The following is a 13,933-nucleotide window of genomic DNA, read 5'->3' as shown; positions in this document are numbered from 1 at the left end:
CTCAGCTCACGGCCCGCCACAGGAATTCGTAGCTGGTTGCCAGCATCTGGGCACTCTGCCGGTTATCCGATGCCCCGGCATGGCCGCCCTCCAACGACTCGCGGTACCAGATCCCCGGAACCTGCGCGTCGAGCATCTTCGCCGCCATCTTGCGGGCCTGCACCGGCCCGACCCGGTCGTCGCTGGTCGCGCTCCAGAAAAGGGTTGCGGGGAAGGTCTTCCCCGCAGCCAGGGCCGCATCGAGCAGATGGTAGGGGGAGAACCCGGCGATGAATTCCCAGTCCTTGGCAACATCCGGGTCGCCATATTCGGCAATCCACGAGTGCCCTGCCGACAAACGCGTATAACGGCGCATGTCCAGCAGGGGAACACCGCAGGAGATCGCTCCGAAGAGTTCCGGATAAACGGTGAGCATATTACCCACCAACAAACCGCCGTTGCTGCGTCCGGTGGCTGCCAGATGTTCGGGGCGGGTCACCCCGCGGTGCACCAGATCCCCGGCGATGGCTGCGAAGTCCTCATACGCCCGCGGCCGGTTCTCCCGCAAGGCCGCCCGATGCCAGGCAGGACCGTATTCGCCACCGCCACGAATATTGGTCAGCACATAGACCCCGTCCCTGCCGGAGGTGGATTCCCGGCGGAGCCAGGCACGGCCCACCACCCCGGAGTACGACGGCGTCAGGCTGGTTTCGAATCCGCCGTAACCGTTCATCAACACCGGGTTGGCCCCATCAAGGAGCAGATCCTTCGGTCCGACCTGGAAGTAGGGGACCGCCGTCCCGTCGTTGCTGGTCGCGAAATGCTGCTGGACCTCCAAACCCGTGGCGTCGAAGCGCGCGGGGGAGGATTTGATCGGTTGCGGGGCTCCCGCCCCGATGGTCCCGCGGGAGAGGGTGGCCGGGCTCAGGAACCCCGTGGAGACCAACCAAAAGTCATTGGCCGTCTCCGGGTCCTCATCGTCGACCGGACCGATGGATAGGTCCTGGTGTTCCTCCCCACCCACCTCGAGCCGACGCACTTGCCAGCCGTCGGCAGGATCTGCCACCAGGATCCGTGAGGAGACGTGATGCAGCACGGTCAGCAGCAGATGGTCGGCGGTGAAGGAGGAGGACTGCAACGACGTGTCGGCGTCCGGGGTGAAGACCACGGTCACGGTGCGCTCCCCGGAAAGGAAGGCGTCGAGATCGGCCACGGCCAGACAACCGGAAGGCAGGGTCCGGGCGCCCAGTTCCCACTCCTGTTGCGGACTGAACATCAGCCATTGGCGGTGCAGGCCGACCCGCACGTGGGTGGGGACCTCGACCGGCACCCACTGCCCCTCCCGCAGAATCGAGGTGGAGGTGTTGAAGAAGTCGACGACGTCGGTGGCGGTGACATGCCGGTATCCGGGGGTCTGGTCGACCGAAACCTGAGCCATCACATGGGAGGCTTCGACGGCGAAGACCTCGGGCGCTTGCCCCGGGTCCATCCCGCGGCGAACCCGGCGGACGGTGCGGGCATACCCCGAACGGGTCAAGGAGTCGGGGCCGAAGTCGGTGGCCACGTACCAGGCGTCGGGGCCGTCCCAGCTGACCTGGCTCTTCCCGGCCGGCAGCGAGAAACCGTCGGGGACAAAACGTGCTGCCTGCAGATCGAATTCGCGCACCGCCACCGCGTCCCCGCCGTCGGGGGAGAGACGCAGGAGGGCACGGAGGTAGTCCCCGCCCTCCGGGGGGCGCAACAGGGCGGCTCCGGCGAAGACCCAGTCGGTGCCCTCCGCCGCTGCCAGGGCATCGACGTCGAGCAGGATCTGCCAGTCGGGGTCCTCGCCGGCGTAGGACTGCCAGGTGGTCCGCCGCCACAGGCCCTTCGGATGGGAGGCGTCACGCCAGAAGTTGTAGTAATACCTGCCGCGTTTGGTGGCCATCGGGATGCGGTCCTGGGCATCGAGGACCGACAGGACCGAGGATTCCAGGGACCGGTACGCCTCATCGTGCAGCATGTCCTCGGTCGCTGCATTGCGTTTCCTCACCCAGTCCACGGCTGCTGCCCCGTGGATATCCTCCAACCAGGAGAAGTTGTCGTCGGGATCGGAATCGGTGATCGGCCCCGTCAACGGGGCTGCAGAGGTGCTGTCCATGGGGCTCAGTCTACGAGTGGCCCGGTGGCCGGGCGGTACGCTGGGAACCCTCGGCCCTCTGCGGAACGGCGGGGAAGCAGGCGGGGTACCCGCATGGTCCAAGCGAAGGAGCAGCACGTGGCAGCACCCCCGTTCACCCTGGTGATCGTCGGTTCCGGACCTCGCGGGACCTCGACCCTGGAACGGGTGTTGGCCCGGCTTGAAGCGGCCGATCAGGTCCGGGATCCCGAGGGCTCCCGTCCTGCCCGGAGGCTGGAAATTACCGTCGTCGACCCCTGCGAACCCGGGCCGGGCCATGTCTGGGCTCCCGAGCAGCCGCGGTACTACCTGATGAACACTCCGGCGCTCTACCCCACGGTCGCCCCGGCGCGGGGGCTAGGGAACAACGCGGGGCTGACCTTCGAGGAATTCAGGGTCGGCGGTGGAGACGGTGCCGACCTCGATGCTGTGGAACGGGCCGAATTGGCTGAATTGGCGGCCAACGGCTTCCCCAGCCGGGCGATCTACGGCAGCTATCTCCGCCACGTGTTCTCCCGGGTACGCGACCGGCTCGAAGCGCATCCTGCCGTCGCCTCCTTCACCGTGGTGCGTGCCGAAGCCACCTGTCTCCGCCGCGAAGCCAACGGCTACCGCCTGAGCCTGGAGCGGAAAACGGGGCAGGGGCCCGCCGTGCCCGACCTGGTGGCCGAAGCCGTCGTGCTGGCCGTCGGACACGTTCCGGCGCATGCGAACCCGCTGCAGCGTACCGCCGGGGAACGCGCCACCGCCGTCGGACTGCACTACCAGGGACCCAACGTCCCCGCCGACGTTGATTGGGGGATCTACCCGGCCGGGGAGCCGGTGTTGGTGCGCGGGCTCGGGTTGAACTTCTTCGACGCCATGACCGCGATGACCGTCGGCCGCGGCGGTTGTTTCGTTTCCACCGGAAGGGGGCCGGGCCATGCCCTCGAGTACCGGGGCACTGGCCGCGAACCATTGCTGCACGCAGCCTCCCGCCGGGGGGCTCCCTACCGGGCCAAGGCCTGCATCGATTCCTTCCTGCCGGCCTCGGTTTCCCTGCGTCACCTGACCTTCGACGCCGTCCATGCCCTCGCCGCCGACGGCGCCCCGGGTGAACCCCGCGGCAAGGTCGGGTTCAACGCCCATATCTGGCCGCTGCTCCACCGCGATGTGCTCCACACCTACTACGCCACCCTGGCCCGCGTTTCACCCGAACTCTTCGAGGAACCCGGGACCTTCCTGGCGGAACTGGACGATATCCTCGACGCCCCGCACGTCCATGGCCAGGAAGTCTGGCGCACCGTGGCCCGTGAACTCGTCGAACGGGCGGCCCCCGAGGCCAGATGGCTCGATGTTGCCGGGCTGGGGCACCCCTTCGCCGACCGCGGATTCGTCGGACATTCCGCCTACCAGGGGGCGGTGCTGCAATACCTGGAACATGATGCGGAATCCTCGGCCCGGGGGGAGGATGACCCGTTGAAGATGGCGATCGGCGCACTGAACGCCGGCCGCGGCATCGTCAAACGCCTCGTGGCCGAGGGGATGCTCGATGATGCCAGCCGGCTCGATGAGCTCGGCCGCTGGTTCGAGCCCCTCGTGGAAGGACTGGCCAGCGGGCCGCCCCTGCAGCGGATCGAGGAACTAGCGGCGCTGGCGCGCGCCGGCATCGTGCAGTTCGTCGGCCCCGATCCGGTGTTCTCGCTCGACGAGGAGGCGGCATGTTTTGCCGCATCCTCGCCCTGGGTGCAGGACGAGCCGGTCACCGCCCAGTACATGTTCGAGGCGATGATGCCCGCCAACCGGGTCGCCCAAACCGCCTCCCCGCTCCTGGAGCAGTTGTGGGCCGATGGGCTGGCACGCCCCCGGCTGATGCTCAACCCCGAAGGTGAGGGAGTGTATGGCTCGGGATTCGACGTCGTCGGACAGCCGTACCGGCTCGTTGACGCCGCGGGAATCGCGCACCGTGGGATCTTCGTGTTGGGTCTGCAACTCTCCAGCGTGCAGTGGGGCACCGCGATCGCCGCGGAAGCCGGGGCCGGCTTCGCCGACGGCGCCCGCACCCTGGGGGATGCGGACGCCGTGGCCTCGGAAGTCCTCAGGATGGCCGCCCGAATCTGAGGTTTCGGGTCAACGGCAACAGGGAAGCGGGCCCGTGATGGACCCGCTTCCCTGTCTGAACGCGGAAGGTAAGGGATTTGAACCCTTGGTGCGGGGTTACCGCACACTGGTTTTCAAGACCAGCTCCATAGGCCGCTCGGACAACCTTCCAGACACGAGAACTATACGCGAGCAGCCCCGGGCAGGAAAACCGTGGGCGATAGGCTCGGTGGTGGACGCCGTTTTTCGTGATTGAAGGGACCCTTGTTTTGAGCCCGAACACCGCAGCCGATCTGCCCACCATCATGCGCGCCGTGGAGTATTCCGGGCCAGGAGGCAGTGAGGTCATCCGCATCGCCGAGCGCCCGGTCCCGGTACCCGGGCCCGGAGAAGTCCTCATTCGGGTGGCAGCGGCAGGACTGAACCGCGCCGACGTGGCCCAACGTCAGGGAAACTATCCACCACCCGAAGGGGCCTCCGATGTCCCCGGTCTCGAAGTCTCGGGAACCATCGCCGCCTGTGGTCCCGGTGTCAACGGGTACGACGACGATGAGCCGGTCTGTGCGCTGCTCGCCGGTGGCGGGTACGCCGAATATGTTGCGGTTGCTGCCGTTCAGGTCCTCCCGGTCCCGCGGGGCGTGGGATTGGTCGAAGCCGCGGCTCTTCCGGAGGTGGCCAGCACCGTGTGGTCGAACCTCTTCATGGAGGCCGGGCTGTCCGCGGGGGAGTGGGCCCTGATCCACGGTGGGGCCGGAGGCATCGGGACGATGGCCACGCAATTGGCCACCGCCTACGGTGCCCGGGTGGTCGTCACTGCCGGTAGCGACGAGAAGATCGAATATTGCCGTGGATTCGGTGCCGTGGAGGGGATCAACTACCGCGAGGAAGATTTCGTTGAACGGATGCGGGCCTTCAGCGATGGACACGGGGCCGACGTCGTCCTGGACATCATGGGGGCGAAGTACCTGAAACAGAACCTGGAAGTGCTCGCCCCCGATGGCCGGTTGGTGATCATCGCCCTGCAGGGTGGTGCGAAAGCCGAGATCAGCCTGGCCCGGCTGATGACCCGGCGACTGCGCGTCATCGGGACCACCTTGCGCGCCCGCAGTCTCGAGGCCAAGGGCCGGGTCGTCGACGGGGTGCGCGCCGGGGTCTGGCCCGCTGTGGAGGCAGGGACGGTCCGCCCGGTGGTGGAGAAGACCTTCCCCTTGGCCGAAGCAGCTGCCGCGCACGACTACTTCAACTCCGGCGAACACCGCGGCAAGATCCTGCTGACCATCTAAAGCGATGCGAGGGGCCGGGGCGGGCCGGCCCGCATCATGGCAAGATGGAAGCATGAACGAACACGATAAGCCGCAGTCGCCGGCTCTCCCGGGCGACGGGACCGGGGTCGACGCTGCCCCGTCATCCTTCAGGATCCAGGGGTTGGTTGAAGAACCGGCGAAGGTCATGCGCATCGGTTCGATGATCAAGCAACTCCTCGAAGAGGTCAGGACGGCCCCGCTCGACGACGGGGCCAGGGCCACCTTGGCGGATATCCACGAACGTTCGGTCTCCGAACTCGAATCCGGACTCTCCCCGGAACTGGTCGGGGAGCTGCGCCGGATCAGGTTGCCCTTCACCGAGGACCAAACCCCCTCCGAAGCCGAATTGCGGATCGCCCAGGCCCAACTGGTCGGCTGGCTGGAAGGTGTTTTCCACGGAATCCAGACGGCGCTTGCCGCCCAGCAGCTGGCCAGCGAACAGTTGGCCCGGCGGATCCAGTTACGTGAACTGCCTCCGGGGACCCCGGTGGCCCCCGGCATCGTGATCAACGACCGGGGAGAGCCCGAACGGGTGGCGCCGGGCCGGCCTGCCCCGGACAGGGCGCCAGCCGAGGACAACGACGGCGGACCGGGACAGTACCTCTGAACATGGGGTGGGTTTCACGGATGCGCGGTGCCCGCCGCGACGACAAAGATTTGGGCGATGGTGTCTGGCGTCGGGCCAACGACCGTTTCGGGCGTGGACTGGACCGGTTCCACCAGGTCCTCGAGGGGATCGAAGCCGATGACCTGCACAACGCATTGGTGATGATTGCCAACCACCTGGCCGAGCTGCAGCCACGGGTGCGCGCCGTGTGCATGGCAGCGCAAGCCCAACGGCCCAGCAGCGGGCAAGATATTCCGGGAAGCCACGCGGCGGTTCACCGGGCCCTGTCCAAGGCGGCCAACGATCTGGCCGCAGCGGCACAAGCAGCCGCGATGTCTCGGCTGGATGGGGAACGCTGGGGGTATAACTCGGCGGGGCTGGAGAATGTGGCCTTCCGCGCCGATCTGGTCGTCGACGGGGTCCGCCTCGCCGAACAAGCGCTCGCCGACGCGGGCTGAACGCGGGGCGTTCGCCGAACGCGGAGAGCGGGCATCGGCTTCCTTCGTACACCGAGGGCGGTGGCAGGATAGCTGGATGACCACCTACGAATCACCTCAACTGACGTTCAACGATGGCAGGACCATCCCCCAGCTCGGCTACGGAGTCTGGAAGGTGAAGGATGACGTCGCCGAGAAGGTCGTTTCCTTGGCCTTCGACGCCGGATACCGTCACGTGGACACCGCACGGATCTACGGGAACGAAGCAGGCGTGGGCCGCGCCGTTGCCGCCTCGGGCCTCGAACGGTCAGACCTGTTCGTTACCACCAAGGTCTGGAATGCAGACCAGGGCTACCAGCAGACCCTCGACGCCTTCGACGCGTCCATGGAACGGATGGGGATGGAGTTCATCGACCTCTTCCTCATCCACTGGCTGCAGCCGAAACAGGGCAAGCACGTGGAAACGTGGAAGGCGCTGATCGAACTGCAGAAGTCCGGCCGCGTGGGTTCCATCGGCGTCTGCAACTTCACCGCCGAGGCACTGGCAGAGCTTGAGGAAGCCACCGGGATCGTTCCGGCCATCCACCAGGTGGAAACCCACCCGTTCTTCCCGCAGACCGCCCTGCGCGAGTACGAGGCCTCCCGGGGCATCCTCCACCAGTCATGGTCCCCGCTGGGTCAGGGCTCGGAGCTGCTCGGGAACCAGGTGCTGACCGATATCGCCGCCAAGCATGGCGCCACCCCCGCCCAGGTCGTCATTGCCTGGCATCTGGCGCTCGGGCTCGTGGTGATCCCCAAGTCGGAGACCCCCGCTCGGATCGTGGAGAACTGGGAGTCCCTGGGTGTGACGCTGGATGACGAGGACATCGCAGCGATCAACGGATTGGATCGCGGGGAGGAAGGGCGCATCGGCCCGGACCCCGCAGTTAGTGACTTCGAGTAAGCCGTCGGATTCACCCCCGATACAGCGAAGGACCCGTCACCGCTAGGTGACGGGTCCTTCGCTGTGCAAGGCAATGACTAGTCGGTGGTGATCAGCCGTCGCATTCGCGGCAAATCTTCACGCCGTTCTTTTCGCGGGAGAGCTGTGAGCGGTAGCGCACCAGGAAGCACTCACCGCAGGTGAATTCGTCCTGACCCTGTGGCCGGACCTGGACAACGAGCTCGTCGTCAATGATGGCTCCGGGCAATTCGCCGCCATCCAGCGGCTCATCCTCGTCCAATTGCTCGACGGCAGTCTTCTGGTTCGGCGCGTCCATCGCCTTGACCTGCTTGAGGGTTTCTTCGCTTCGTTCAGCGACATCGGGGCGGACTTCGTCGTAGTCGACAGCCATGCGGGTACTCCTGGTAATTCGTGTGGTGGGAAGCGACATATTAGGCCAACATCGGGCTCAAAGCCAATCGATTTTTTGAAAGGTGTTTCAACTCACCATTGCCGGCGCCGAAAGGCCGGGGCAGTCCACGGCCCATGATGTTTGAGGGGGTGCCCTTTTCGATGCCAACGGTTGGTGGCAGCAGGGGCGCATGGAACGGTATTTGTGGGTCTTGAAGTCCGCCGTGCTCGCAAGAAGCATCTGAAAAACTCCCGACGAGGTGCATCAGAGAATGTCAGCGACGCCGGTGCCCGAGGGGCTACCTCATCAGCGTCGGATAAGGCCCGGGGCAGGGCCTACGTCGTCGAGGAGGCCCTCGCCATGGTCGGTGGGGAGCTGGCCCGTGTCGCTCACGAGGAAGCAGAAACGCTCAAGGACGAACGCCTGGCGGGTGCACGTGACGGAAAATCCAGTGGACCGGATGCTTCTGGATTCCCCGATCCGCAGGGCGGTGATGGAGGCAGGGCGCGATCCCATCAAAGAACACCAGCGGGGTGAAACGCGACGATCGTTGGGTGCTTCGTGCCGCGAGACGGTGGTTACTCGCGCCGAGGAGGATGGGGCCCTTGGAGTCGTCGCATCCCCAGCAGATCTTCACATCGTTCTTCTCACGGGACAGCTGTGAACGGTAACGCATCAGGAAGCACTCGCCAGACGTGAACCCGGCCTGTGCCTAGGGGCGGACCGTGATGCTGGAACACCAAGGAGCGCGGGCCCGGACCGCCAGCATCATGGCCCATGCTCTTGCGCAGATGCCATAACCTGCCACGATGTAGGGATGACGAACATCAGCATCCGCTGGGTCGGCGACCCACCAACAGCATCATCGGGCTGGTTGGCGGCTTTCACCGAAGACGGTACGAACGTCGGGGAAGCCAGCTACCGGAGCTGGGAAGAGGATTCCCGACTGACCTATCTGGGCGACTTCATCGTCGACCCCGAGTACCGCAAACACGGTATCGCCAAGGACATGATGTGTACCGTGTTCGACCATCTGGGCCGGGAACGGCAATACATCGTCTCGCTCACCGGCAACTTGGGCAGGATGTTCATGGAGGCCGTGGCCAGCGAGAAGGATGCACCGAAAATCTTCGAACTCCACGAGGACGGCACCACCTACCGCCCCATGAACTAAGCAGGGCTCAGGGGATTCGTGCGGTCATCGAGCGCACGAAAAAACGCCATTTCCCTTGTGTGTTCACGGGAAATGGCGTTCTTCGTGGTGGAGCCCCCTGCCAGAATCGAACTGGCGACCTTTTCATTACGAGTGAAACGCTCTACCAACTGAGCTAAGGAGGCACGGCGACCTCAGGGGCCACCAGCCGATAGTTTATAGGAGCATTTCACCAGCGGTCAAAACGGGTGCTGTCGCCGAGCCCATCCCTAGCACTTCAACCCGTCCTTCGGAACGGTCGAGTCCAGGAAATAGTCGTCGACGGCGTTGCCGATGCATTCGTTGCTCCGCCCATAGGCGGTGTGCCCGCGACCGTCGAAGGTCACCAGCACCGAGGACTCGAGCTGCTGATTCAGGGCCTGGGACCAGGGGTAGGGGGTCGCCGGGTCGCCGGTGGTGCCGATGATGACGATCGGGGCAGCACCGGGTGCCGAGACCGGGGCCGGCTGACCGGTGGGTTTGAACTTCCAGTCCTTGCAGGCCAGCCCTTCGAAGGCCAGATACTTGCCGATCGTCGGGGATGCCTTCTCGAGTTTTTTCTCGTCTTGACGTTGTCCATCGAGGCTCGTATCCACCTGATAATCCAGGCAGTTGATCGCCGTGAACGCGGCCTCGGCATTGTCGTTATAGGAGCCGTCCTCGTTGCGGTTGGCGCTCATATCCGCCAACTCGAGCATCGGCGTGGGGTTCCCGGCAAAGGCCGCGTTCAGCGCGTCGGTCAGCTGCGGCCAGTAACCGTCGTCGTAGAAGGCCATCAGGAATCCACTGACGAAGTCGGTGATGCCGACCTCTCGGCCGTCCTCGGCGGTCAGCGGGGCCTGTTCAACGGAGTCGAAGAGATCCCGGAGCTGATCGCGGGCCTGATCGACGTCACCGTCGAAGGGGCAGTCCTGGCTTTGGAGGCAATCCTCGAGATAGTCGGTGATTGCCTTCTCGAAGCCTTCGGCCTGGCCCAAGGTGACGTCCTCGTTGCTCAGAGAAGGGTCCATCGCCCCATCGAGCACCATGTGTCCGATGTGGGAGGGGAACAGGTCGGCATAGGTGGCGCCGAGCTTCGTGCCGTAGGAGAAGCCCAAATAATCCAGCCGCGGGGCGTCACTGACGGCCCGAAGGATGTCCATGTCCTTCGCGGAACTCACCGTGTCGACATGGCCCAGGGAGGCACCGGAGCGTTCGGCACACTCTGCTGCGTAGTCCTTGCTCTCCTGCTCGAGCTTCTTCAACCCGGCCTTCGTGTCGGGATCGATGTCCCGGGTGCGGTCGGCGTCGCGCTGGGCGTCGGTCCGGCAGCTCACCGGCGCCGACCGGCTGACCCCCCGGGGATCGAAGCCCAGCAGGTCATAGCCGGAGCGCAGATCATCGGAGAAAACCAGTGTCCCGGCATCCCTGACCAGGTCGACGCCCGAACCTCCGGGGCCGCCGGGATTGACCAAGAGGGTTCCCTGCTTCTTCTTGCTGGCGCCGAGTTTGATGACGGAGAGGTCGATGGATTTCTTCTCCGGGTGTTCGTAGTCCAACGGGACCTTCACCTCGGCGCATTCGAACTGTGTTGAACAGCTCGTCCACTCCACGCTCTGGGAATAGTACTTCGCCAGGTCCGCGGGAGCCGAAGGCATGGGGGCCTCTGATGCCGGTGCCCCCGCATCATCGGAGGGTTGGCCGCTGCAGGCGGTCAGGAGCACTAACGAGGCGGCCGCAGCGGCCGCCCAGCGCAGCCGTCGTCGGAGGGGGATCATGCGGTGGTGTCTCCTTGGTTCCTAGCCGGCAGTAGCCCGGCCATCATGGCCTCCATGGCCAGCAATGGTTGGACGTTGGCGGTGATGCGTCGGCGGGCTTCGGAAATGTAGTCGATCCGGGCCAACGTTTGTTCTGCTGTGGTGCGGTGGGCCACCGTGGCGAGTTCGCGAGCCAGATAGTCATTGACCAGCTCGCTGCCGGTGGCCAGCTGCAAGGTCAGCACGTCACGGTAGAACGTGGTCAGGTCAATTAATGCCCGGTCCAGCGAGTCGTTGACACCGCGTTTGGCCCGACGTTTATTGAGTTCCTCAAGTGCCTTGAATTGGCTGCGCAGCTGCGGTGGGATCGGGGAATCGGAGTCCAAACCCAGGGATTCGCGGAGAGCGGCGGTATCGGCCGTCGCACGGGCCTCCGCCGAGGCGGTGGACTCCTCGGTGGAGAGCTTGACCAGATCTCCGGCAGCGACCACCGCATCGGACACCGACTGGAGGCGCAGGGGCAGCTTCACCGTCCGATCCCGCCGGAGACGGGCTCCCTCGTCGCGGGCCAGCCGGCGGGCAATGCCGATATGGCTTTGGGATACCCGGGCGGCGAAATCGGCTTGTTCGGCCGTCAGCCCGTCGCGGCGGACCAGCAGTTCGGCCACCGCCTCACGGGAGGGAACCCCGAGGGAGATGGGCCGGCAACGCGAACGGATCGTCACCAACACGTCTGCCGGGCTCGGGGCGCACAGGATCCAGACGGTATGCGGTGGGGGCTCCTCGATCGACTTGAGCAGGACGTTGGTGGTCCGCTCGGTCATCCGGTCGGCGTCCTCGACGATGATGACCCGCCATTTACCGGCCGACGGCCGGTCCTGGGCCCGGGTGATCAGCTCACGGACATCCACGATCTGGTAGGTGACCTTCTCGGTGGCGATCAATGAGACGTCGGGGTGGGTTCCCGCCATGACGGTGCGGCAGGCATGGCACTGCCCGCAGCCGCGGTCCTGCGGATCGGGGGCATCGCATTGCAGGGCAGCGGCAAAGGCGCGGGCAGCATTCGAACGACCAGACCCCGGGGGGCCCGTGAACAGCCAGGCATGCGCGGGAGCACCCAGGGTGGCTGCCCGTTGGAGGGCGTCGATGGCCGCGTCCTGACCCGGCAGGTCGGCCCAGACCCCGGTCAGCTCGACGGCGGCGCTCATGAGGAGGCCCCGGCGGCCTGGATCGCGGTCTCCACGGCGGAGGCAATCCGGGCTTCCAGGTCCTCAACTTCCAGGGAAGCATCAAGCACCAGATAGGTGCCGTCGTCGTTCCTCGCGCGGTCCAGGAAGGCCTGCCGGATGCGGGCATGGAAATCGTCGGGCTCGGATTCGAGCCGGTCCTCGGCCCCGTGGCCCTGCGTGCGACGGAGCCGACCAGAAAGTGGGTCGACGTCGAGCAGGATGGTCAGATCGGGGCGGAGTCCGTCCGTGGCCCAACGGTTCAGCCGCAGCACTTCCTCGGTCCCCAGTCCGCGTCCCACCCCTTGGTAGGCGACCGAGGAATCAATGAAGCGATCGCAAATGATGGTGGTCCCGCGGGCCAGCGCCGGAAGGATGAGCTGCTCGACATGGGCGGCACGGGCCGCGGCGAACATCAAGGCTTCGGTGCGGGCATCGACCTGGCCGCGGCCGTGGTCGAGCACCAGGGAGCGCAGTTCCTCACCGATGACGGTGCCTCCGGGTTCGCGGGTGCGGAGGACCTCGCGTCCAGCGTCCTGGAGCCGACGGGCCAACAGGGCAGCCTGGGTGGATTTGCCGGCACCATCGCCGCCTTCGAAGACGACGAACAGGGCCCCGGGCGCGCGCTGCATTTCATTCACCCGGTAAGCCTATCGGCCCCGGGCCGGTAATACGCGGTCGCGACTTCGAGGCTGCCCGACGCGGCGGTCTACGATGCTGACATGTCCTCTTCACACCCGCACGATCTTGCCCCGGATACCGTCGTCGTTGCCGCAGGACGACCCGCGCGCGAGCCCGATGCCCCCGTGAATCCACCGATCGTGCTCTCTTCCACCTTCGTGGGCACCGGCACCCCGGGGCAGGGGGAGCGAACCTACGGACGATTCTCCAACCCGACCTGGGACCCCCTGGAAGAGGCCTTGGCCCAACTGGAGTCCTCCCCGCTGCCCGGGTTGGTCTTCGCCTCGGGGATGGCTGCGGTGGCCGCGGCCATGTCGTTGCTGCCCCAGAACGGGACCATCGTCATCCCCCGGCATAGCTACAACGGCTCCCTTTCGTTGGTGGCCGACCTGCAGTCCCGCATCGGAATCCAGGTGCGTCTGGCCGATATTGCTGACACCGAGGCCACCCTGGCCCTGCTCGACGGCGCCGATATGCTCTGGCTCGAAAGCCCCACCAACCCGATGCTCGAGGTCGCCGATGTGGCGGCACTGGCCGCCGGTGCCCGTGCCGCCTCGGTGCTGTGCGTCGTGGACAACACCTTCTCCACACCCCTGTTGCAGCGCCCGCTGGAACTCGGTGCCGACGTCGTGGTGCATTCGGCGACCAAATACATGGGCGGGCATTCCGACGTCGTTCTGGGGGCGATCCTCACCGGCGATGCCGAGCTGCGGGACAAGCTCCACGCCTACCGTTCGCTCCATGGGGCGATCGCTGGGCCCTTCGAAACCTGGTTGACGCTGCGCGGATTGCGGACCATGGCGCTGCGCGTCGAACGGGCCCAGGCCAACGCCGGTGAACTGGCCCGCCGGCTGGACGCCCACCCCGCCGTGGAAGCCGTCAGGTACCCCGGGTTGGCAACGGACCCCGGGCACGCCCGGGCGGCGGCCCAGATGGAAGGATTCGGTTCCATCCTGTGCATCACCGTGGCCGGGGGAGAGGTAGCCGCCGAAGCGGTCCTGGCGGCATTGCGGTTGTGGACCCCGGCCACGAGCCTGGGCGGCGTCGAATCCCTGGCCGAACGCCGGCGGCGCCATCCGGGGGAACCGGAATCCGTTCCGGAGCATCTGATTCGGCTCAGTGCGGGGATCGAGAACGTCGAGGATCTGTGGAACGATCTGCGCGCCGCGCTGGAGAGCACACGCTAAGGACTGATCGGGC

General features: G+C 66.0%; 12 protein-coding genes and 2 tRNA genes. 7 read left to right on the top strand and 7 right to left on the bottom strand.

Going from position 1 to position 13,933, the window contains the following annotated elements; translation table 11 throughout:
- Position 1: 1 nt before the first annotated feature.
- Complete coding sequence (locus FM101_RS02665; protein ID WP_086995063.1) at positions 2–2,119, bottom strand: prolyl oligopeptidase family serine peptidase; 2,118 nt, start codon at positions 2,117–2,119, stop codon at positions 2–4.
- Positions 2,120–2,236: 117 nt separating this feature from the next.
- On the opposite strand from FM101_RS02665, the gene FM101_RS02660 reads away from it, so the two are divergent.
- Positions 2,237–4,237 carry an FAD/NAD(P)-binding protein gene (locus FM101_RS02660; protein WP_245806606.1) on the top strand — a complete coding sequence of 667 codons (2,001 nt, stop codon included), beginning with the start codon at positions 2,237–2,239 and terminating at the stop codon, positions 4,235–4,237.
- 62 nt (positions 4,238–4,299) lie between these two features.
- Here FM101_RS02660 and FM101_RS02655 read toward each other — a convergent pair.
- Positions 4,300–4,387: transfer RNA gene (locus FM101_RS02655), tRNA-Ser, on the bottom strand.
- Between the two features lie 134 nt (positions 4,388–4,521).
- Here FM101_RS02655 and FM101_RS02650 point away from each other — a divergent pair.
- From FM101_RS02650 to FM101_RS02635, 4 genes are all read left to right on the top strand, one after another.
- The gene (locus FM101_RS02650; RefSeq protein ID WP_086995115.1) at positions 4,522–5,499 is read left to right on the top strand and encodes an NAD(P)H-quinone oxidoreductase; all 978 of its coding nucleotides are present in this window, start codon (positions 4,522–4,524) and stop codon (positions 5,497–5,499) included.
- Positions 5,500–5,551: 52 nt separating this feature from the next.
- Positions 5,552–6,127 (top strand): bacterial proteasome activator family protein, encoded by a 576-nt coding sequence (locus tag FM101_RS02645; RefSeq protein WP_086995058.1) that lies wholly within the window; start codon positions 5,552–5,554, stop codon positions 6,125–6,127.
- Between the two features lie 2 nt (positions 6,128–6,129).
- Positions 6,130–6,585, top strand: a complete 456-nt coding sequence (locus tag FM101_RS02640; protein ID WP_086995055.1) for a hypothetical protein — start codon at positions 6,130–6,132, stop codon at positions 6,583–6,585.
- Between the two features lie 76 nt (positions 6,586–6,661).
- A complete protein-coding gene (locus FM101_RS02635; RefSeq protein ID WP_086995052.1) occupies positions 6,662–7,507 on the top strand; it encodes an aldo/keto reductase in 846 nt (281 codons plus the stop codon).
- Positions 7,508–7,598: 91 nt separating this feature from the next.
- Here the strand turns inward: FM101_RS02635 and FM101_RS02630 are convergent, their stop codons facing one another.
- The gene (locus tag FM101_RS02630; RefSeq protein ID WP_086995050.1) at positions 7,599–7,898 is read right to left on the bottom strand and encodes a DUF4193 family protein; all 300 of its coding nucleotides are present in this window, start codon (positions 7,896–7,898) and stop codon (positions 7,599–7,601) included.
- A gap of 817 nt (positions 7,899–8,715) precedes the next feature.
- Here FM101_RS02630 and FM101_RS02620 point away from each other — a divergent pair.
- Entirely contained in the window at positions 8,716–9,072 is a 357-nt protein-coding gene (locus FM101_RS02620) for a GNAT family N-acetyltransferase (protein WP_086995045.1), read from the top strand.
- 88 nt (positions 9,073–9,160) lie between these two features.
- Here the strand turns inward: FM101_RS02620 and FM101_RS02615 are convergent.
- The 4 genes from FM101_RS02615 to tmk all read right to left on the bottom strand — a co-directional run bounded on the left by FM101_RS02615 (position 9,161) and on the right by tmk (position 12,684).
- Positions 9,161–9,236 (bottom strand) — tRNA-Thr (locus FM101_RS02615).
- Between the two features lie 84 nt (positions 9,237–9,320).
- Positions 9,321–10,847: an alpha/beta hydrolase gene (locus FM101_RS02610; protein WP_086995042.1), complete on the bottom strand. Its 1,527-nt coding sequence runs from the start codon at positions 10,845–10,847 to the stop codon at positions 9,321–9,323.
- On the bottom strand, positions 10,844–12,034 hold the full coding sequence (locus tag FM101_RS02605) for a DNA polymerase III subunit delta' (protein ID WP_086995039.1): 1,191 nt from the start codon (positions 12,032–12,034) through the stop codon (positions 10,844–10,846). The genes FM101_RS02610 and FM101_RS02605 overlap by 4 nt, the downstream gene beginning before the upstream one ends.
- Positions 12,031–12,684, bottom strand: coding sequence for a dTMP kinase (gene tmk / locus FM101_RS02600; RefSeq protein ID WP_086995037.1), 654 nt, complete (start codon positions 12,682–12,684; stop codon positions 12,031–12,033). Before tmk ends, FM101_RS02605 begins: the two co-directional genes overlap by 4 nt.
- A 90-nt stretch (positions 12,685–12,774) precedes the next feature.
- On the opposite strand from tmk, the gene FM101_RS02595 reads away from it, so the two are divergent.
- Positions 12,775–13,920, top strand: coding sequence for a trans-sulfuration enzyme family protein (locus tag FM101_RS02595; protein WP_086995034.1), 1,146 nt, complete (start codon positions 12,775–12,777; stop codon positions 13,918–13,920).
- Positions 13,921–13,933: the final 13 nt, after the last annotated feature.

The sequence above is a fragment of the Arthrobacter rhombi genome, from assembly GCF_900163545.1.
Classification (GTDB): domain Bacteria; phylum Actinomycetota; class Actinomycetes; order Actinomycetales; family Micrococcaceae; genus Arthrobacter_H; species Arthrobacter_H rhombi_A.
This window is presented reverse-complemented; position numbering and strand designations above follow the sequence as displayed.